General features: G+C 62.0%; 19 protein-coding genes. 11 read left to right on the top strand and 8 right to left on the bottom strand.

What is annotated here, in order from left to right; genetic code table 11:
• Positions 1-62: 62 nt before the first annotated feature.
• Together V7651_RS07285 and serB are read right to left on the bottom strand one after the other, a co-directional pair.
• Positions 63-1,250: a pyridoxal phosphate-dependent aminotransferase gene (locus V7651_RS07285; RefSeq protein ID WP_035536869.1), complete on the bottom strand. Its 1,188-nt coding sequence runs from the start codon at positions 1,248-1,250 to the stop codon at positions 63-65.
• Positions 1,251-1,459: 209 nt separating this feature from the next.
• A complete protein-coding gene (gene serB, locus V7651_RS07280) occupies positions 1,460-2,383 on the bottom strand; it encodes a phosphoserine phosphatase SerB (RefSeq protein ID WP_335612741.1) in 924 nt (307 codons plus the stop codon).
• A gap of 56 nt (positions 2,384-2,439) precedes the next feature.
• On the opposite strand from serB, the gene miaA reads away from it, so the two are divergent.
• From miaA to ilvC, 6 genes are all read left to right on the top strand, one after another.
• Positions 2,440-3,390 carry a tRNA (adenosine(37)-N6)-dimethylallyltransferase MiaA gene (miaA, locus tag V7651_RS07275; protein ID WP_335612740.1) on the top strand — a complete coding sequence of 317 codons (951 nt, stop codon included), beginning with the start codon at positions 2,440-2,442 and terminating at the stop codon, positions 3,388-3,390.
• A 172-nt stretch (positions 3,391-3,562) separates the two neighbouring features.
• The gene (locus V7651_RS07270) at positions 3,563-5,359 is read left to right on the top strand and encodes an acetolactate synthase 3 large subunit (RefSeq protein WP_335612739.1); all 1,797 of its coding nucleotides are present in this window, start codon (positions 3,563-3,565) and stop codon (positions 5,357-5,359) included.
• Positions 5,359-6,096: a hypothetical protein gene (locus V7651_RS07265; RefSeq protein WP_035536862.1), complete on the top strand. Its 738-nt coding sequence runs from the start codon at positions 5,359-5,361 to the stop codon at positions 6,094-6,096. Before V7651_RS07270 ends, V7651_RS07265 begins: the two co-directional genes overlap by 1 nt.
• Entirely contained in the window at positions 6,093-6,659 is a 567-nt protein-coding gene (gene ilvN, locus V7651_RS07260; protein WP_034741467.1) for an acetolactate synthase small subunit, read from the top strand. Before V7651_RS07265 ends, ilvN begins: the two co-directional genes overlap by 4 nt.
• Positions 6,656-7,309, top strand: coding sequence for a hypothetical protein (locus tag V7651_RS07255; RefSeq protein WP_335612738.1), 654 nt, complete (start codon positions 6,656-6,658; stop codon positions 7,307-7,309). Before ilvN ends, V7651_RS07255 begins: the two co-directional genes overlap by 4 nt.
• Positions 7,310-7,361: 52 nt before the next feature.
• A complete protein-coding gene (ilvC, locus tag V7651_RS07250; protein WP_035536856.1) occupies positions 7,362-8,381 on the top strand; it encodes a ketol-acid reductoisomerase in 1,020 nt (339 codons plus the stop codon).
• A 27-nt stretch (positions 8,382-8,408) separates the two neighbouring features.
• Here ilvC and V7651_RS07245 read toward each other — a convergent pair whose 3' ends face one another.
• Positions 8,409-9,083: a GH25 family lysozyme gene (locus V7651_RS07245; protein ID WP_335612737.1), complete on the bottom strand. Its 675-nt coding sequence runs from the start codon at positions 9,081-9,083 to the stop codon at positions 8,409-8,411.
• Between the two features lie 155 nt (positions 9,084-9,238).
• Between V7651_RS07245 and V7651_RS07240 the strand changes: the two genes are divergently transcribed.
• Complete coding sequence (locus V7651_RS07240) at positions 9,239-9,748, top strand: polymer-forming cytoskeletal protein (RefSeq protein ID WP_335612736.1); 510 nt, start codon at positions 9,239-9,241, stop codon at positions 9,746-9,748.
• Between the two features lie 4 nt (positions 9,749-9,752).
• Here V7651_RS07240 and V7651_RS07235 read toward each other — a convergent pair whose 3' ends face one another.
• A complete protein-coding gene (locus tag V7651_RS07235) occupies positions 9,753-10,352 on the bottom strand; it encodes a tetratricopeptide repeat protein (RefSeq protein ID WP_335612735.1) in 600 nt (199 codons plus the stop codon).
• A gap of 156 nt (positions 10,353-10,508) precedes the next feature.
• Here V7651_RS07235 and V7651_RS07230 point away from each other — a divergent pair, with 156 nt between their 5' ends.
• From V7651_RS07230 to V7651_RS07220, 3 genes are all read left to right on the top strand, one after another.
• Positions 10,509-11,480, top strand: coding sequence for an SDR family NAD(P)-dependent oxidoreductase (locus tag V7651_RS07230; protein ID WP_335612734.1), 972 nt, complete (start codon positions 10,509-10,511; stop codon positions 11,478-11,480).
• A 25-nt stretch (positions 11,481-11,505) separates the two neighbouring features.
• A complete protein-coding gene (locus V7651_RS07225; RefSeq protein ID WP_335612733.1) occupies positions 11,506-12,324 on the top strand; it encodes a hypothetical protein in 819 nt (272 codons plus the stop codon).
• Positions 12,325-12,588: 264 nt separating this feature from the next.
• Complete coding sequence (locus V7651_RS07220; RefSeq protein WP_156950403.1) at positions 12,589-13,413, top strand: GGDEF domain-containing protein; 825 nt, start codon at positions 12,589-12,591, stop codon at positions 13,411-13,413.
• Positions 13,414-13,417: 4 nt separating this feature from the next.
• Here V7651_RS07220 and V7651_RS07215 read toward each other — a convergent pair whose 3' ends face one another.
• Positions 13,418-15,868 (bottom strand): sensor histidine kinase, encoded by a 2,451-nt coding sequence (locus V7651_RS07215; protein WP_241766930.1) that lies wholly within the window; start codon positions 15,866-15,868, stop codon positions 13,418-13,420.
• Between the two features lie 199 nt (positions 15,869-16,067).
• Between V7651_RS07215 and V7651_RS07210 the strand changes: the two genes are divergently transcribed.
• Positions 16,068-16,679 (top strand): EF-hand domain-containing protein, encoded by a 612-nt coding sequence (locus tag V7651_RS07210; protein ID WP_335612732.1) that lies wholly within the window; start codon positions 16,068-16,070, stop codon positions 16,677-16,679.
• A gap of 28 nt (positions 16,680-16,707) precedes the next feature.
• Here the strand turns inward: V7651_RS07210 and V7651_RS07205 are convergent, their stop codons facing one another.
• The 3 genes from V7651_RS07205 to dapB form a co-directional block, all read right to left on the bottom strand.
• Positions 16,708-17,013, bottom strand: a complete 306-nt coding sequence (locus V7651_RS07205; RefSeq protein ID WP_241766929.1) for an HPr family phosphocarrier protein — start codon at positions 17,011-17,013, stop codon at positions 16,708-16,710.
• Positions 17,013-17,417 carry a PTS sugar transporter subunit IIA gene (locus tag V7651_RS07200; protein ID WP_034741666.1) on the bottom strand — a complete coding sequence of 135 codons (405 nt, stop codon included), beginning with the start codon at positions 17,415-17,417 and terminating at the stop codon, positions 17,013-17,015. The genes V7651_RS07205 and V7651_RS07200 overlap by 1 nt, the downstream gene beginning before the upstream one ends.
• A 99-nt stretch (positions 17,418-17,516) precedes the next feature.
• The gene (dapB, locus tag V7651_RS07195; RefSeq protein ID WP_335612731.1) at positions 17,517-18,350 is read right to left on the bottom strand and encodes a 4-hydroxy-tetrahydrodipicolinate reductase; all 834 of its coding nucleotides are present in this window, start codon (positions 18,348-18,350) and stop codon (positions 17,517-17,519) included.
• Positions 18,351-18,363 lie beyond the last annotated feature (13 nt).

Genomic DNA, 18,363 nt, shown 5'->3' with positions numbered 1-18,363 from the left:
CGCCCAAACAAAAAAGGCGCCGCTCATCCAGCGGCGCCTTTCTTCATTCAGTCCATTCCGCTTTAGATCGCGGTGAGGATTTCCTTGGCCGCAGCGTGGCACTTTTCGATCTCGTGATCGAGGCCAACGCAGATGCGTGTCCATTCCGGCTTGTCTGCCCAGCGCGAGCCAACTACTTTGACGCCCTTCTCAAGCATCTTGTCGGCGAACTCCTGGTTGTTCATGCCAAGGTCCATGTAGATGAAGTTGCCCTGCGGGTTTGGCGCATACGGACGACCGAGATCGTTCGCCATGGCGATCAGTTTCTCGCGGCCCTTGATCATCTTCAGGCGCATGTCATTGAAATAGGCCGTGTCGTCGAGGCTGGCCATGCCAGCCACGAGGCCGAGATGGTTGACCGACGAGAGACGGCCCGTCTTGCGCATCGCCATCGCCATGTCGGCAGGCATGATGCCATAGCCGAGACGCTGGCCAGCCATCGCGTAGATCTTGGAGAATGTGCGCGCTACGATCACCGGCTTACCTGCGGCGACAAACTCGCTCATCACGCCAGCCGGGAAATCGTCGGCCATGTCCATATAGGCTTCGTCGATGAAGACCGGCACTTTGCTGGAAGCGTCTTCGATGAAGGCTTTCAGCTTGGCAGGCTCGATCGTGCGGCCCGTCGGGTTGTTTGGGTTACAGATGTATACGGCGCCGGTGTTCGGGCCAATGGCGGCAGAGATGGCTTCAAGGTCGTAGCCGAGGTCTTGCGTCAGCGGCATGTAGACCACTTTCGTGCCGGCCTGTTCGGCAACGCGTGGAACGCCTTCATACGTGATGGCCGAGGTGACGATCTCGCCGCCCTTGACGTTCACATAGTCAGAGAAGGCCGCCAGGATTGGCGAGGAACCATTCGTCACCAGAACCTGCTCCGGCAGCACGCCTTCACGGGCCGCCACTTTTTCGGCGAAAGCCTGCGTCAGCGGGTAGGCATAACGGTTCAGGTTGTTCAGTTCTTTCGACATAGCTGCGACAGCCATCGGCGACGGGCCGTAGGGGTTCTCGTTGGCCGACATGATCGCGAGGCCGTCGGGATTGACGGCAGGTGCGGTAACGTTCGCCGCCGTGGCAGGCGCTGGCGCCGTCGCGCTGGCGCTGTCGGAACAGGCAGCCAGGCCCGCCGCTGCGCCGAGCGCACCAACGCCGGCAAATTTCATCAGATTACGCCGGGATGGCGAGATCAGCTGGTCGTAGTCAGGATTTTTCATTGCAATGCCCTCTGGGAAATGGGCGGGCTTGTGGCGAAAACTCTACTGACCTCACCCGCTGGAATGAGTGCACTACGCAACGGGCTCCTCTTCTGGCGCAACGATTATTATTCAAGCCCCATAAAATGGGACAAATTTGCACATCAATCAGTCAGGCTGGCTCGCTCCTGAAGCGAAATGCACGCAAATGGCCTTGAAAACGTGCAGGCTCAGCCGGTGACGAACTCGTCCGCCGCATAGCCCTGGAAGAACAGCGCCGCCGTCAGGTCCGTGTGCTGGATGGCTGCCGTGGCCTGCTCGGCCACGATCGGCTTGGCATGGAAGGCAATGCCAAGGCCCGCCGCACGGATCATGTCGAGATCGTTCGCGCCGTCGCCAAGGGCCAGCGCGTCGGCGCGGGTCAGGCCGTGCGCCGCTGCCGCCTCGTCCAGCGCCGTCAGCTTCGCTTCACGCCCGAGAATAGGCCGCCCCACCTGACCGGTCAGCACCGCGCCATCATCCACCAGCGCATTGCCGCGATGCGCATCGAAGCCCGACGCCACGGCCACGCGTGACGTGAAGAACGTGAACCCGCCGGAGACAAGCACCGCATGTGCCCCGTTTGCCTTCATCGTCGCCGTCAGCGTCCTGGCACCGGGGTTCAGCGTGATGCGCTCTTTATAGGCGGCCTCCAGCGCAGACAGCTCCAGCCCCTTCAACATGCCCACCCGCGTCGTCAGCGCGCCCTCGAAATCCAGCTCGCCCCGCATCGCCCGCTCGGTGATCGCCGAGACTTCCGCCTTGAGCCCGGCAAAGTCCGCCAGCTCGTCGAGACACTCCTGCCCGATGATGGTCGAGTCCATGTCCGAGATCAGCAGCCGCTTGCGCCGCGCTTCGACCGGCAAAAGGGCCACATCCACCCCGGAAAGTCCCTTCAACGGTCCACGAAGTCCCTCAACGTCCGCCTCAGACGCCGCAAAAACATACTCGCAAGCCTGCCAGGGTGCGCCGTCAGCGAGTATTCTCAGCTGCCTATCCCGCACGCCCGCAGACACCAGTATTTCACCCAGTTCTGCAGCCAGATCGGCACGCGATGGCGCCGCAACGGCAGTTGCAGCAAAAAAATTGCGGGACTTATCCGGGTTCTGGCTCATGTTATTCCGTCTCTTGGTGTCTTCCAACTTACCCGACTAGCCCTTAGGTCTAGAGCATGCATCCGGCAATCCTCATTCACGGCCCCACTGCCAGCGGCAAGACCGCCCTCGCCATCGCCGTCGCCCGGCGACTGGGAGGTGAGGTCATCAATGCTGATTCCATGCAGGTTTACAGGGACCTGCAAGTCATCAGCGCCCGCCCCGACGCAGAGGAGATGGATGGTGTCGAACACCATCTCTTCGGCCATGTCGATGCGGCAACGCGTTATTCCACCGGCGACTGGCTGGAAGAAGCCCGCCGCGAAATCAAGCGCGTCGAGCTGAAAGGCAAGCGCGCCATCCTTGTCGGCGGCACAGGTCTTTACCTGCTCGCTTTGACGCAAGGCCTGTCCAGCATCCCGCCCGTGCCTGAAGACATCCGCGCCGAAGTGCGCGCTATTGCCGAGGCCGAAGGCGCCGAAGGCCTTCGCGACCGCCTCGCCCCCGTCGATCCCGACACCGCCGAGCGGCTCGGCACGGGCGACCGCCAGCGCCTCGCGCGGGCCTATGAAGTCTGGCTCGCCACGGGTCGCCCCCTCGGCCACTTCCACGACGAGCGTCAGCCGCCTGTCCTGAATGATGGCGAATGGATCGGCTTTGCCCTCACCCCGCCCCGGGCGCGCCTCTATCAGAAGATCGACCGGCGCTTTGAAGGCATGCTGATGCAGGGCGCCATGGATGAGGCCCGCGCGCTGATGGCGCGTAACCTCGACCCCGAACTTCCCGCCATGAAGGCCCATGGCATGCCCTGGCTCACCGCCTTTGCCCGCGGCGAGATCACCGCAGAACTCGCCGCCGAGAACGCGAAGCGCGATACACGCCGCTATGCAAAGAGGCAGTTCACCTGGATCGGCAGGCAGTTCCCATTCTGGCCCAGAATTCCCTCACCGGAGCCTGAAAACCGACTCAGGGTCATTCATGCCCTTTATAGGGAGATTGACACGGTCAAAGAGGCAGATTATTCCTGAGCCCGACGTTGGAGGAAACGCACCGTGCGCACATCACTAGTACTCGTTATTAGGCATCCGTAGTCGACTGATCACACAGTCGATTGCGGATGCGCGCACATAAGGGTCTCCTCAGGGGGCCCTTTTTCATTTCAGCCCTAGCCCGAATTTCCCACACAGTCCGAGAGCCCCCATGACCACTGCCACAAAGACCAAGACGCGCGCCGCTAACCCGGCACCGACAGAGCCCCGCATTATGACGGGCGCCGAGATTGTCATCGAGGCGCTTCGTGAGCAGGGTGTAGACGCGCTCTTTGGTTATCCCGGCGGAGCTGTCCTCCCCATCTATGACGCGCTCTTCTCGGCGCCTGATATCAGCCACATCCTGGTGCGCCATGAACAGGGCGCGGGCCATGCTGCCGAAGGCTATGCTCGTTCCACCGGCAAATGCGGCGTTGCCCTTGTCACATCCGGCCCCGGCGCCACCAACATGGTCACGCCGATTACCGACGCGATGATGGACTCCATTCCCATGGTCGTCCTCTGCGGTCAGGTTCCGACCCATCTGATCGGCACCGATGCCTTCCAGGAATGCGACACGGTCGGCATCACCCGCACCTGTTCCAAGCACAATTACCTCGTCACCGACGTGAACGATCTCGCGCGGGTCATGCACGAAGCCTTCCTGATCGCCACATCCGGCCGCCCCGGCCCGGTCGTGATCGACATCCCGAAGGACGTCCAGTTCGCAACGGGCGCCTATATCGGCAAGGACGGCATCCATAAATCGACCTACAAGCCGCAGACCCAGCCACACGCTGATGCGGTCAGCGCCGTTGTCGATCTCATCATGACCTCCTCATCGCCCGTCTTCTATACCGGTGGCGGTGTCATCAATTCCGGCCCCCGCGCCTCGAAGCTGCTGCGCGAACTGCAGGCCGTGACCGGCATTCCCGTCACGTCCACGCTGATGGGCCTCGGCGCCTTCCCGGCCTCGCACCCTGACTGGCTCGGCATGCTGGGCATGCACGGTGCCTATGAGGCCAACCATGCCATGCACGATTGCGACCTCATGATCTGCGTCGGCGCCCGTTTCGACGACCGCGTCACAGGACGGGTCGATGCCTTCTCGCCAAACTCCAAGAAGGTCCACATCGACATCGACGCCTCCTCGATCAACAAGATCGTCCGCGTTGACGTGCCTGTCGTCGGCGACTGTGCCGCCACGCTGGAAGCGATCCTGAAAGAGCTGGCGAAACGCAAGGGCAAGCGCCCGGACCTGTCCGCCTGGAAAAAGCAGATCACTGCATGGCGAGACCGCAACTGCTTTGCCTACAAGAACTCCGACACGGTGATCAAACCGCAATATGCGGTCCAGCGCCTCTATGAACTGACCAAGGATCGCGAGACCTATATCTCGACCGAAGTTGGCCAGCACCAGATGTGGGCCGCCCAGTTCTACCATTTCGAGGAGCCGAACCGCTGGATGACCAGTGGCGGCCTCGGCACGATGGGCTATGGCCTGCCGGCCGCCGTCGGCATCCAGGTTGCCCATCCGGGCGCGCTGGTCATCGACATTGCCGGCGAAGCCTCGATCCAGATGGTGATGCAGGAATTCTCGACCGCCGTTCAGCACCGCCTACCGGTTAAAGTGTTCATCATGAACAATGAATGGATGGGCATGGTCCGCCAGTGGCAGGAATTGCTGCACGGCGAGCGCTATTCGCATTCCTATTCCGAAAGCATCCCGGATTTCGTGAAACTGGCCGAAGCGCTCGGCGGCCATGGCATCCGCTGCGACGACCCGACTGAACTCGACGGCAAGATCAAGGAAATGATCGCCCATGATGGCCCTGTCCTGTTCGATTGCCGCGTCGAAAAGGCCGAAAACTGCCTGCCGATGATTCCCTCGGGCTCTGCGCATAATGAGATGATCCTCGGCGAGATAACTGGTAACGAAGTCAGCGACGCCGGGAAGAAGCTGGTCTGATGACCGGACAGGCATTGGGTTATGGGACGGACCGAGACATGAGTACGAGCGAGATTCTCGCCCTGCTACGCGAGCACCTTGATGTGGTGATCGCGCTCGGCTCTGCGCTCGTCGCCCTCGTCAGCGCCTTTGCCTCGCGCGCCGAAACCCGCCGCCAGCGACGCCTGCAGACCGAGCGCCTGCGCCAGAGCATCGATGCGGCCAGCCTCGAATGGGGCAATCACGCCATTGATGCGCTCGGCCGGGCCGCCATGTTCGCCCGTACGCGCCACTTGCAGGCCAATGAGGGCAGCTTTGTCGGCGGCAAGACAAGCCAGCTTATCGGTCTATCTGCCCTGGTTGAGCGCGGCCGCATGTTCTTCCCCAATCTCGATGCCGATAATAAGGGCGTCGACAAGGACAGCGCCTATCGCGGCCACCGTCCGCCCATCCTCGATGCCGTGATGTGGGCCTATTTCGAGCTGCAGGCGATGACCCGCGATGGCGGCCCGACCGGAGACAACAGCGCTGACTTCATCGAAGACTGCCGTCGCCTCATGGTGTCGGAACTGCAGGCCCACCTCGATCCGCGCCGACTCGACAAGATCGTTGAGCGCTATAATGACCAGACCCAAGACAACCGACGCGATGCCATCAACCGCGCCAAGGCGCTGAAAGCCCGCCTCGAAACGCGCAGGCCCGGCGTCATCCTCGACACATCCGACGTGCCGGGCACCCAAACGGAGACGAAACAATGAGCGACGGCACCAGCGGCGCCCCCGGCAATCCCAAATCCGCCTATTTCCTCTCGCACGCCGATGAGGAAGTCGAACGGCGCACGCTTGCCGTGCTCGTCGATAACGAGCCGGGCGTTCTCGCCCGCGTCGTCGGCCTGTTCTCGGGCCGCGGCTACAACATTGACAGCCTGACCGTGGCCGAGGTCGATGCCAGCCAGCATCGCTCGCGCATCACCATCGTCACGCAGGGCACGCCGCACATTCTCGAACAGATCGAGGCCCAACTGCTGCGCATCGTTCCCGTCGGCGAAGTCATCGACATCACCAAGTCCAAGCGCGGCATTGAGCGCGAACTGGCCCTCATCAAAGTGGCCGGGACAGGCGAAGTCCGCGTCGAAGCCCTGCGCATCGCCGAAATCTTCCGCGCTCGCGTCATCGACACCACGAACGAGAGCTTCATCTTCGAGCTCACCGGCGCCTCCGACAAGATCAGCCAGTTCATCGACCTGATGCGCCCGCTCGGTCTCGTCGAAGTCAGCCGCACAGGCGTTCTCTCGATCAAACGGGGAAAGGAACAGGGATGAGCAGGCTCGGCCTTCTGCTCCTGTCCGCCCTGCTTGTCGCAGGCGCTGCCAGTGCAGTGGAAGAAACTCCGGAAAGCTGCCGCCCCAAAGTGGCGGGCACGGCGCTTGCGCTCGCAGGCGACGCCGAGAGCGCACAGCTGCAATGCGATATTGATCGCGCTGCCCAGCTCGCCGCCCGTTCCGAACGCCGCTCTGCAACCGCCCCCCGCCCCGTCGTGCGCGTTGTTGACACGGCTTCGCCCTCCGGCACGGCCTATATCTATGACGTGATCGGCACACTGCCCAATTACTGGCTTGAGGCCCGCAACGTCCCCGGCGACGACAGCGAGCGCACCCGCGTGCCTGCCTGCACACTGGGCACGAACATTCCAGCCGACGTCTCACAACTCATCTCCAGCGAATTGACATCTGCAGCCTCAGAAGCGCTGCCGGAATATGGCGCGCGCGAGGACATTCAGGTCAATCCTGACGGATCGAAGCGCGTCGTCCTTCTCCTCGATACACACGACATCATCACCACGGTCGAAACAGAAGCAGGCACGCGGCACTTCTCGCGCCACGCCCGCGCCTCTGACGAGATCGCCCGGCTCAACCAGACCATCATCGGCGTCGCAAATTTCAGCGACAGCTGGGTCTGCGACGCCAACTGAACCCTCACCCTTCCAATCAACCCCCACCCCAAAGCGGAGCTTTTTGAAGCCAATGAAAGTTTACTACGAGCAGGATGCGGATCTTTCCCTTATCCAGAACAAGAAAGTTGCAGTCGTCGGTTATGGCAGCCAGGGCCACGCCCATGCCCTGAACATGCGCGATAGCGGCGTGAAGCAGCTCAAGGTCGCCCTCGCTGCTGGTTCCGCCAGCCGCAAGAAAGCCGAAGCAGAAGGCATCGAAGTCACCACGGTCGAAGAAGCCACGAAATGGGCTGACGTGCTGATGATCCTCGTCCCGGACGAGAAACAAGCCGTTCTCTTCGCCAACGAAATCGAGCCACACCTGCGCGCTGGCCAGCACATCATGTTCGGCCACGGTTTCAACATCCACTACAATCTCATCCGCCCACGCGCTGATGTTGACGTGTCGCTCTCCGCGCCAAAAGGCCCGGGCCACACGCTGCGCGCGCAATACCAGATGGGCTTTGGCCTGCCGGGCCTTATCGCCATCCATCAGGACGCTTCGGGCTCCGCAACCGATGTTGCGCTCTCCTATTCGAAAGCCATCGGCAACACGCGCGCTGGCGTCATCCAGACATCGTTCCGCGAAGAAACCGAAACCGACCTCTTCGGCGAACAGGCTGTCCTTTGCGGCGGTATCGTCGAGCTGATCAAGGCTGGCTTCGAAACGCTGGTTGAAGCCGGCTATGCGCCTGAAATGGCCTATTTCGAATGCCTCCACGAAACCAAGCTGATCGTCGACCTGATCTATGAAGGCGGCATCGCCAACATGAACTACTCGATCTCGAACACGGCCGAGTATGGCGAATATGTCTCCGGCCCGCGCATCGTGAACTCGGAAACCAAGGCCGAGATGAAACGCGTTCTGACCGACATCCAGGATGGCACATTCGCCCGCAACTGGGTTCTCGAAAACCAGGCCGGCGCCCCAAGCTTCCACGCCAAACGCGCCCGCATGAACGACCACCTCATCGAGGAAGTCGGCGAAAAACTGCGCGGCATGATGCACTGGGCCCAGAACGACCGCCTGGTCGACAAAGCCCGCAACTAGGCTTCGCCCATATACGGCATGCCGGACCTATTCGTCCGGCATGCCGCCTGCGGCCACGTTCAAGTCCACATCGCCCTTTACGCCCGCCACATTACCCCGCATCGAATGCTGCCAGATGGCATAGGGCATGTCTGGCGCGCCCTCGACACTGCGTATCCAGAGCGGGTAGCGGTCGAAGGATCCCGCGACCCAGTCCGCGTAGAATTCCTTTGTCGTGTAGAGCACCGGCACCGCGCCATATTCCGCTTCCAGCCTTTCCAGAAAGGCCTGTAACTCAGCCTTCGTGCCAGCCTCATCCCGGAACGGCTTGCAATTATGGGCATATTCCAGGTCCACCGCTGGCGGCAGCGTGCCCTCGCGCACCTCGACCGCGCGGATGAAGTTCACTGCCTGCGCCTCCCACGGCTTGCATAAAATATAGAAATGATAGGCGCCAACGGCATAGCCCCGCCGCGTTGCCTCGATCCAGTTCTGCTGGAAGTCCTCGTCCGTCCAGTCGCGCCCCTCGGTGGCCTTCAGATAGATGAAGTCGACCCTGGCCCCTTCCAGCAGGTCCCAGTTCACCGCGCCATTATGATGTGACAGGTCGATGCCATTGGCCCCCGGTGCCAGCAGGCCGGGCTCAGGCAGGGCCGCGTACGGCTCTGCCGAGCACCCGGAAAGGACCAGGAATACGCAGAACAGGGGGAATCGAAGGTCCATGAGGGCCAATCTGGCATGCAAAGAAGGCGCCGTCGCGTCGAAATGCTTACGCTCCGGCGGCGGCCTCAAGGCGAGATGAAGGCCCTCCAAACGGCCTCATGGCATGTATTTTGCTCTGAAATCCCTTGTATTTCAGTCACCAGGGGATGTGACCAGTGGTAAACCAACTCTCCGCCAAGCAAGGCGAAGGCAGCTTCATCGCCGCAGGCACGCGCCTTGAAGGCCAAATCGCCTTCACCGGCCCGACCATCGTGTCCGGTCACCTGAAAGGCGACGTCATCGCAGATGGTCTTCTGGTTATCGAGGCCGGGGCCATTGTCGATGGCAGCGTCGACGGCACACTCATTGTGGTTCACGGCACGCTCACCGGCACGATCAGCGCCAGTGATATGATCGAAGCCTTTCCCGGTTGCCGTATCGAGGGGCGGGCCTATGCGCCCAGCATGCGCGTTGATGGTGGCGCAACTGTGCTGGCCGATCTGTTGATTGCACCGGTTCGTCCTGCTGACTGGAACGCCCCGAAACAGGCCGCCCCTGCCCCGCAACAGGTCCGGCCACAGCCCAGCCCGAAACCGGTTCAGGCAGACATTCCGGCGCCTGCGCCACTGCCACCTTTCGTCAACACCATGTTCTCGCAGCCGGCCAAGACCAGCTCGGGCAGCTGAGGCCCTAGCGGCCTGCGCCGTCTTTCAGGCGTTCCCACGTGTCATCATTGGGGTCATAGGCAGCGAGCCCCGTGATCCGGTCGCAGGCCCATTTATATCCGTCATCACAGGCTGACTGGAGAATGCGCGTCCCCTCGGCCACGTTCTTTGCGCCGCCCTTGCCCGCGAACACCATATTGCCATAACCGGCACAGCCGCTCACTTCCCCAAGATCGCACGATTTCTTGTAGAGCAGGCGCGATTGCGCGAGGTCCTGCTCCACGCCGTCGCCTTTGTTGGTCAGGTAGGCGAGCGAGGCACAGCCAGCCGCATTCTTGCCGTTGCAGGCCTTGCGATAGGCTTCGCCGGCCAGCTTGTAATCCTGCATCCCGCCCCAGCCTTTGCGGTAATAGTCGCCAAGCTTGGTGCAGGCTTCAAAATCCTTGGTGCCGCAGGCCTGAATGGCCGCAGCGCGGCCTGCGCGGTCCTTCTCCAGGTTCTGGGTCGCCTGCTCCAGCGCGATCTCAGCCTGTGTTCGCTCGACCTTTTGGCCATATTGCGCAGAGGCCGGCGCGGCCATCAGGCCGGCAGCGGCAATAAAAGCAAGACTTGTCAGGAAGCGCATGTCGCAATCTCCAAATGATATTCTGTAACATTGAATATACGCCTCGCGCGGCGCGCCGTCCATGAGCCGGGCTGCTTAAGGAATCGTAACCTGCCCTTGCCGCCATGGCCCTGTCGGCGCAAACTCCGACAAACACTTTTGGGAGACATCAGAGATATGGCAGCGCAAGATCAGCAACCCATAGGATCCGGCTTTGGTGGAAAGACGACCGCCAGCGAAGTTCTCGCCGGCATTGACCTGACGGGTCGTAACGCGATCGTGACAGGCGGCTATTCCGGCATCGGCCTCGAAACGGTCCGTGCACTGGCCGGAGCGGGCGCCCGCGTCACCGTTCCCGCCCGCCGCGTCGAAGTCGCCGAGGACACGCTCGCCGACGTCGCCGGAGATATCGAAATCGCCTCAATGGACCTGGCAGACCTCCGCAGCGTCGACAAATTCACCCGCGAATATGACGAAACCAAGCGCGGCCTCGACATTCTCATCAACAATGCCGGCATCATGGCCTGCCCCGAAGGCCGCGTCGGCCCCGGCTGGGAACGCCAGTTCGGCACCAACCATCTCGGCCACATGGCCATGAGCCTCGCGCTCGCCCCGTCCATGCAACGGGCAGACTCCGCCCGCGTCGTCTGCCTCTCCTCGACCGGCCATGTGCGGTCTGACGTGCACTGGGACGATCCGCACTTCAACAATACGCCCTATGACAAATGGGACGCTTATGGACAGGCCAAGTCGGCCAACGCGCTTTTTGCCCTCGGCGTCGACCATCGGGGCCGCGATGTCGGCGTGCGGGCTTTTTCAGTCCATCCGGGTGGCATCTTCACGCCCCTGCAGCGCCACCTGAGTGAGGAGGAAATGGTCCAGCTCGGTTGGAAAGCCCCCGACGGCTCAATCCCGCCGCAAGTGCAGGCCATGTTCAAGACACCCGAACAAGGCGCATCCACCAGCGTCTGGGCCGCCACATCGCCCCAGCTCAACGGCCGCGGCGGCGTCTATTGCGAGGATTGCGACATCGCCAAGCTCGCTGACGAAAACAGCCAGCGCTGGGAACACGCCCGGCCCTGGATCTGCGATGACGAAAAGGCAGAACGCCTCTGGACCATGAGTGAGAAAATGCTGGCTGACGCCTGATACAAGGGCGCATGAGGAGGACAGAATGATGAAATGCATATTTGCCGCACTATTGGCCGGCGGCCTCGCCACCGCCTGTACAACGCCCCCCACCACTGATGACAGCGCCGCATTGGCGCCCGTTGAAGCACCTGCGACTGACGTGTCGGTTGCAAAGTTTTCCTATGCCAGCGTCTTTGGACAGGACGACCGCCCGGCCGCCGACTATGAACAATACGAAGTGCGCAAGTCGGAAGACGTGCTCATCTTCACCGGTATGCTGCCCGGCATGACCGTGCTTGACCTCGAAGCCGGTGGCGGAACGTATACTGAGCTCTTCTCCCGCGTCGTCGGTGACAGCGGCAGGGTCTACATGCAGAACCCGCCCGCCTTTGACGCCTTCCTCGGGGATTCTGTTTCCCAGCGCGTCGACGGGCGCCTTGCGAATGTTACACCTCTGCGCACGCCCTTTGACGACCTCTCGGCCATTCCGGATGGCTCTGTCGATGTCGCCACATGGCTGCTCGGCCCGCACGAACTCTGGTACACGCCTGAAGGCGCAGAGCCCGGCGATCTTGGAGACCCGGACACGACCTTTGCCGAGATTGCCCGTGTCATCAAACCCGGCGGCCACTTTGTCGTGCTTGATCATATGGCCCCTGTCGGCGCCCCGGCCACGACGGGCGGCGAGACGCACCGTATCGACAAGGCCATCATTATCTCCATCGCAGAAGCCAATGGCTTCACACTTTCCGAGGAAAGCGACCTCCTCGCCAATGCGGACGATGATGGCAGCCTGAATGTTTTTGATCCGGCCATTCGGCGCAAGACCAACCGCTTCCTGCTGAAATTCACCAAGGGCTGAAACGTCCTTCTGCAGTTGACACTACAGGCCCGTCGCTCCCATGCGGCGGGCCGTTTGTATGGCATTAAGCACGCCTGAATCCGCGTGGCTTCGCAAGTGTTAACAGCCTCCGAAAAACTCATCGAACCCGCTTCAACCTGTCTGAACGCACGCGCTGTAAAAGAGGTGACGCAGGACGCGGAGGGACGCAAAGTGAACAGGGAGGGGCTCCTTTTCAGGTGGCTGCGGGCACGGCTGAATCCAAAAATTGAATCGCACCGCGATGTGCTGCGCATAACCATCGGCACGACCATCATGATCCTGTCAGCCATTGCTGTCGGAGAGATGATCGTGTCGCGCCTCACAGGTTCCAACCTCTGGGTTGACCTGTCCCGCGGCATGATATTCGGCACACTGATTTCCGGCCCGGCCGTTCTCTTCAATGCGATCGTGCTGCGCGAGAATGTCATTCTCTCCGGCAAGTTCCGCCGCGCCTATCGCCTGGCCTCCCGCAATGCAGAGCACGTCCTCACCAAGAATCAGGAACTGGAAGAAGCGCAGCAGCAGCTCGCAGAACTGGCGCATTCCGACTTCCTCACCGGCCTCGCCAACCGGCGCCGATTTGAGCAGGCCTTTGCGGATGCGTTCGGCGCCGTCGGTCTTGGCGGCCCGCCCTTCTCGTTGATCCTGCTCGACCTCGACAATTTCAAACAGATCAATGACGGCTATGGCCATGATGCAGGTGACTCCGTGCTGCGCCACGTCGCCCAGCGCCTGCGCAGATCCATTGCCGATCGGCCGGGACTGGGCGCGCGCCTTGGCGGCGACGAGTTCGCCATCCTCCTATGGGATACGTATGACGCACGTGATGTCGAGAGCTTTGCGAGCCGTCTGCGCGATGACCTCGCCAAATCCCACACGTATTATGGCAAGACGCTCGATGCACCGTCCAGCGTCAGCGTCAGCCTCAACCCCGACGCATTCCAATCGGCATCGGAGATGTTCGTGGCAACGGACAAGGCCCTGTTGAACCTGAAGCGTCGGCCTGAGAATGGCATCACGATCCTCGGTCACCGCAAGGATGACGGCGACCTCTCGATTGCCGTCTGATCGCCTAGGCGCGCGCCTCGGCCAGCATCAGTTCAGGCGAATTGCCATGATGCAAAACGGCCTGTGCCGGCAGCCAGCATGTCACTTCCAGACCACCGCCTTCGACCGGCTTCATGCCCACCGTGCCGCCATGCAGGTCGACAAAGTGCTTCACGAGCGCAAGGCCAAGGCCTGCGCCGCGCTGGTCGCCGGAAACGAAACTGTCAAAGCTCGTCGCCCGCTTCTCGGCCTCAAGCCCCTTGCCATTGTCGCGCACCGATAGCGTAACCATGTCGCCGATACGCTGGGCCGAGACGACAATCTCGCCGCCGGATTCGGTAAAGCGCAGCGAATTGGAAATCAGGTTGAACAGGACCTGCCGTATCCGGCGCTGGTCTGCGCGAATGACGCCCAGCTTGCCTTTGACGTCAGACCGGACACTGATTTCCGTGTCTTCGGCTTTCGAGACGACCATCTCAATGCTTTCCTCGATCACGTCCTGTAGCTGCACGTCCTCAAGGTCGAGATCCATGCGGCCCGCTTCGATCATGGCGAGGTCGAGAATATTCTCGATCAGTTTTGACAGATGGTCAGAGGCTGAGAGGATCGCACTGACATAATCAGACTGGCGCTCAGTCAGCTGGCCATTGCGCTGGGTTTCCAGCAGCTCGGCATAACCGAAGATAACCGTCAGCGGAGACCGCAGCTGATAGCTCACATTGCGCACGAATTCCGTTTTCAGCCGGTCGGCCGCTTCAAACGCTTCAGCCCGGTCGCGCAGGGCAGATTCCACACGCCGCGTCGCCGTCACATCGGCAAAGGCGATCAGCGTGTTCCCATCCGGCAGCGGGTGGGTCAGGTAAGTCAGCATGGACCCGTCGGACCGGCGCATTTCGCCCGTGGTCGACTGGCGGGCGCGGGCGGACGGATCGGTGATGTGGGCCTTGATGCCCTCCCAGATCTCGACATCGTGGAACAGCGGCACACAGGCCTCCACCACGACCGAATAGTCTGGCTTGTCCTTCAGCAGCTCGTGCGGAAGGCTCCACAGGCGCTCGAAGGCCTTGTTGAACAGTTTCAGCCGTCCGTCGCCGCCAAACACGGCGACCGCCTCGTGCAGATTGTCCAGCGTCGACGTCTGCGTCTTCACGATGGCGTTGAACTTGGTCTTCAGTTCCAATTCGCCGGTAATGTCCTTGAACAGCAGCAGCAGGCCGCCCATAGGGTGGCGCTGACGCGTGACGGACAATGTGCGGGCATCCGGCAGCGACCAGAGATCTTCCTTCACGCCGTCAATATCGAGATAGTAGGCCAGCTCTTCCGCGCGCCATTCGGCATAGTTCGTCCGCGCCGGCAGCTTGCGCCGTTCGCGCAGCCGGTCCAGCAGCTGGCCATGTGTCGGCCGGTCCAGCAGGAATGTCTCTTCAAGGTCCCACATGTCGCGGAAAGCCTTGTTATAAAAGGTCAGCTTGCGGTCGGCGCCAAAGATGGCGACTGCGTCGGCCACATGGTTAAGCGTCTCGTCATGCGCGCGCACATGGCGGTTCAGTTCCTCGCGCGCATTCTCCTGCGCGGTCACGTCAAATGCCATGGCCCCTGCCCCGCCCGACAGCGGGAAGGTCAGCACGCGCATCGCGCGGCGTTCGCCATTGATCACCATATGGCGCGTCTCATCGATATCGACGCCCTCGGAAATCGTCTTGCGCGCCTGTTCGGCGGCGGCCTGGTCCAGCATCAACTGACGGTCCAGCACGCGGTCCAGGTTGATGCCGTCAACGGCCTCGATATAGGCCGGGTTCACCCATTGCAGCTTGCCCATGCCCGAAACACGCCAGGCCGGGAAAGGCGACTTGCCCAGCATGTCGAGAAAGGCGGTCGGGTCGCGCGCAATAACCTGCCGCGCCTCTTCCAGCTTGCCCCGGGCCGAGCTTTCCTCCAGCCCCTTGATCGTCGTATCGGTCACCCACACAACGGCGCGGGCGCCAGCCGTGCGCCCATCCGCTTCAAGGAAGCGGCCGGAAGGCCCGATAATCGTTAGCGAAAAAGCCTGTCCCGTCTCGCGCAGCTCGCGCAGACGGATGCGCAATGTGGTGTCCTGCCCGGCGCTGTCACGCGCCTCAAGGTCTGCAAGGCCCTCAATGATTCGCACCGCAGGATCCATCGAGATCGCATCATCGGTAAAGCTTAGAAGGCCTGCCAGCGCGACAGGAGAGCCATAAAGTTCCGGCGCGATGATCTCATCACCATCGGCTTCCATGGCGTCGCCCTGCCAGACGAGGATGACACCGGGGTGCGCCCCCAGCACGGATCGGTGCTCAGCGAGCGCCGTTTCAAGCTCGGAAGACCGGTCGCGAAACTTCCGCGCAGCGCCGCGCGCGCCGTCCGAAACCCGCAATGCCCACAACAGTGCCGCAAGGCCCAGCGAGGCCGCGCCGGCGGACATGATGATTGGCACCTGATCTGCACTTATCGCCATAAATCTTCCAGTTCCATTGCCCGAATCGGCCGCGTTCTGGCAGCCGGAAGTGGTTAACGGAATGCTCCCTTTCCATTAAGGCCGGGTTAACAAGACGGTAAGACCACCCCTCTGGGCACGCAAGGTAACTGAAACGTCATGTTGCAAATAAACCACACGCGCATAGTCTACCCCTCTGGCCACCTTACGGAAACCGTCCATGCACCTTCGCCTCCTGGCAACAACTCTCTCGGCGCTTCTCTGCCTGTCCGCACCTGCCGCAGCCGAAAGCGTAAGTGAGGAAGAGGCCGAGCGCCTCGTCGAGACCGTTTCGATGAGCAGTGACGCGCCCGCAGCAGACGACGAACTCGTGCTTCTGCCGGGCCAGGGCCATCTGAACCCCAAGGCGCCGCATGGCCGCCACGCCGCCAACCGCCTCGTGCCCGGCGGCGGCCTCATCATGAGCTTTGACACCAATGATGATGGTGAGGTCACGCGGGAAGAGTTGCGCATCGGCGCTGATGCCGCCTTCATCCTCGCGGATGCCAACAAGGACGGCACGCTCAGCGCGCTCGAACAACAGGACTGGGCGCGCGACCTGCCCACGCGGGACGACACGCTGGCCAATCCCGTCCGCTTCGACCCCAATCTCGACCGGCTTGTCACCCGCGACGAATTCGTGGCCGTGATCGCCCAGCTCGCCGCAGCCTATGCAGACCCCGGCGGCACGATCATGATCGCAAATCTCGCCGCGCCTGAGCCGAAAGAGAATGACAAGCGCTACCGGGAAATGACCGATCTTGACCGGGAAGAAGATGCCGCGCGCAATTAACCGGCGCTTTGCCCTCCGCTAAAGGGCTTCAGCAGACAACGTCGTCCGGGCCCTGCTCGCCAAAGCCTTCAGCAATCAGGGCAGCCAGTGCCGTTACAGCTTCCGCCGCCTCCGCGCCCTCGGCCGTCAGCTCCACTTCACAGCCCATGTGCGCCACCAGCATCAACAGGTCCATGATCGAGCGCGCATCGGCGCTCTGGTTCTCGTGATGCACCACAACATTCGCGTCGAACTCACCGGCCAGCCGCGACAGGCGCGCAGATGCCCTGGCATGAAGCCCCTTGCGGTTCACGATCATGACGCGCTGGCTGGCAGATGTGGTGGCGGGCTGCACTAGCTGGTCTTCGCCAGCAGTTCAGAGGCGATACTGATATATTTGCGGCCCGCTTCGGCCGCCACCTTGGAGGCTTCCGGCAGTGAAAGCGTCTCGCGCACTTCGGCCAGCTTGATCAGCATGGGCAGGTTCACGCCGGACAGGACCTCGATATTTCCCGCGCTCATGATCGACATGGCGAGATTGGACGGCGTACCGCCGAACATATCGGTGAGGATAATAACGCCGCGCCCGCTGTCGCAGGACTTGGCCGTTTCGCGGATCTGGTCACGCCGCGCCTCGATATCGTCCTCGACCTCAATGGAAATCGAACGAAAGCAAGGCTGCTCGCCCACCACATGTTCTGTGGCCGCAACGAGTTCCCGCGCGAGCTTTCCATGGCTGACGACAACAATGCCGATCATGCCGATACCTTCCACATCCGTTCCTAACGAACATGTCATGCTGCCACGCAACAGTTTTGCGTCAACCCTGATTCAGCTGTTACAATCAGGCAGTCCGGCTCAGTTGCCCGAAAGCCCCAGCACGTCATCCATGCCGTAAAGACCAGGCGCCCGGCCGTTAACCCAGGCCGCCGCCTGTAGTGCGCCATGCGCAAACACCGCGCGGTCCAGCGCCTGATGGCTCAGCGTCAGGATTTCCCTGTCCGAGCCAATGGTGACCGAATGCTCGCCGATCACATCGCCCATCCGGCGCACCGAAAAGCCGATCTGACCTGCAACGCGTGCGCTGTCTGGCCCGTCATAGGGCGCCGCGCGGAGGTCATCCAATATGCTGCCACGCCCCTCGGCGGCAGCCTCGCCCAGCATCAGCGCCGTGCCGGAGGGCGCATCCACCTTGCGGCGGTGATGCGTTTCGAGAATTTCGATATCCCACCCCTCGCCGAGCCGGCTCGCTGCCATCCGCGTCAGCGCCTGCAGCAGGTTGATGCCCACCGAGAAATTGCCTGCCTTGACCACGGCGAGATGCTCGGCGGCCCTTGCCACCTCTTTCTCTTCTGCGGCGCTCATGCCCGTCGTGCCGATCACGACACCGCTGACCCGCGTATGCTTCAGCGCATTCAGCGCCGCCAGCGTCGCTTCTGGCCGTGTGAAATCGATCCAGACATCGGCATTCGCCGCCGCGGCCACAGGGTCCGTCACCGGGCGAACGCCCAGCGCCTGCCGCCCGGCCAGTTCGCCAATGTCGCGATCAAACGGCCCCTTGCCCGGCGCCTCGGTACCGCCAGCCACAACAAGGCCCTCATCAAGTGCGGCGGCCACAAGTTGGCGACCCATACGGCCGCCCACGCCAGCTATGGCAACGCTGAACGGGGCGCGGGCTTCAGTATCGGTCATTGCGGTCCTTCCG

Origin of the sequence: Hyphomonas oceanitis (genome assembly GCF_036964545.1) — a bacterium.
GTDB classification, from domain to species: domain Bacteria; phylum Pseudomonadota; class Alphaproteobacteria; order Caulobacterales; family Hyphomonadaceae; genus Hyphomonas; species Hyphomonas oceanitis.
The sequence above is the reverse complement of the archived record's forward strand: the minus strand, read 5'-3'. Positions and strand labels throughout refer to the sequence as shown.

What these genes read in the sequence shown, in the direction of transcription:
- V7651_RS07285 (WP_035536869.1), bottom strand. Translation starts at nt 1,250, where the DNA reads ATGAAAAATCCTGACTACGACCAGCTGATCTCGCCATCCCGGCGTAAT.
- serB (WP_335612741.1), bottom strand. Translation starts at nt 2,383, where the DNA reads ATGAGCCAGAACCCGGATAAGTCCCGCAATTTTTTTGCTGCAACTGCC.
- miaA (WP_335612740.1), top strand. Translation starts at nt 2,440, where the DNA reads ATGCATCCGGCAATCCTCATTCACGGCCCCACTGCCAGCGGCAAGACC.
- V7651_RS07270 (WP_335612739.1), top strand. Translation starts at nt 3,563, where the DNA reads ATGACCACTGCCACAAAGACCAAGACGCGCGCCGCTAACCCGGCACCG.
- V7651_RS07265 (WP_035536862.1), top strand. Translation starts at nt 5,359, where the DNA reads ATGACCGGACAGGCATTGGGTTATGGGACGGACCGAGACATGAGTACG.
- ilvN (WP_034741467.1), top strand. Translation starts at nt 6,093, where the DNA reads ATGAGCGACGGCACCAGCGGCGCCCCCGGCAATCCCAAATCCGCCTAT.
- V7651_RS07255 (WP_335612738.1), top strand. Translation starts at nt 6,656, where the DNA reads ATGAGCAGGCTCGGCCTTCTGCTCCTGTCCGCCCTGCTTGTCGCAGGC.
- ilvC (WP_035536856.1), top strand. Translation starts at nt 7,362, where the DNA reads ATGAAAGTTTACTACGAGCAGGATGCGGATCTTTCCCTTATCCAGAAC.
- V7651_RS07245 (WP_335612737.1), bottom strand. Translation starts at nt 9,083, where the DNA reads ATGGACCTTCGATTCCCCCTGTTCTGCGTATTCCTGGTCCTTTCCGGG.
- V7651_RS07235 (WP_335612735.1), bottom strand. Translation starts at nt 10,352, where the DNA reads ATGCGCTTCCTGACAAGTCTTGCTTTTATTGCCGCTGCCGGCCTGATG.
- V7651_RS07230 (WP_335612734.1), top strand. Translation starts at nt 10,509, where the DNA reads ATGGCAGCGCAAGATCAGCAACCCATAGGATCCGGCTTTGGTGGAAAG.
- V7651_RS07225 (WP_335612733.1), top strand. Translation starts at nt 11,506, where the DNA reads ATGATGAAATGCATATTTGCCGCACTATTGGCCGGCGGCCTCGCCACC.
- V7651_RS07215 (WP_241766930.1), bottom strand. Translation starts at nt 15,868, where the DNA reads ATGGCGATAAGTGCAGATCAGGTGCCAATCATCATGTCCGCCGGCGCG.
- V7651_RS07210 (WP_335612732.1), top strand. Translation starts at nt 16,068, where the DNA reads ATGCACCTTCGCCTCCTGGCAACAACTCTCTCGGCGCTTCTCTGCCTG.
- V7651_RS07200 (WP_034741666.1), bottom strand. Translation starts at nt 17,417, where the DNA reads ATGATCGGCATTGTTGTCGTCAGCCATGGAAAGCTCGCGCGGGAACTC.
- dapB (WP_335612731.1), bottom strand. Translation starts at nt 18,350, where the DNA reads ATGACCGATACTGAAGCCCGCGCCCCGTTCAGCGTTGCCATAGCTGGC.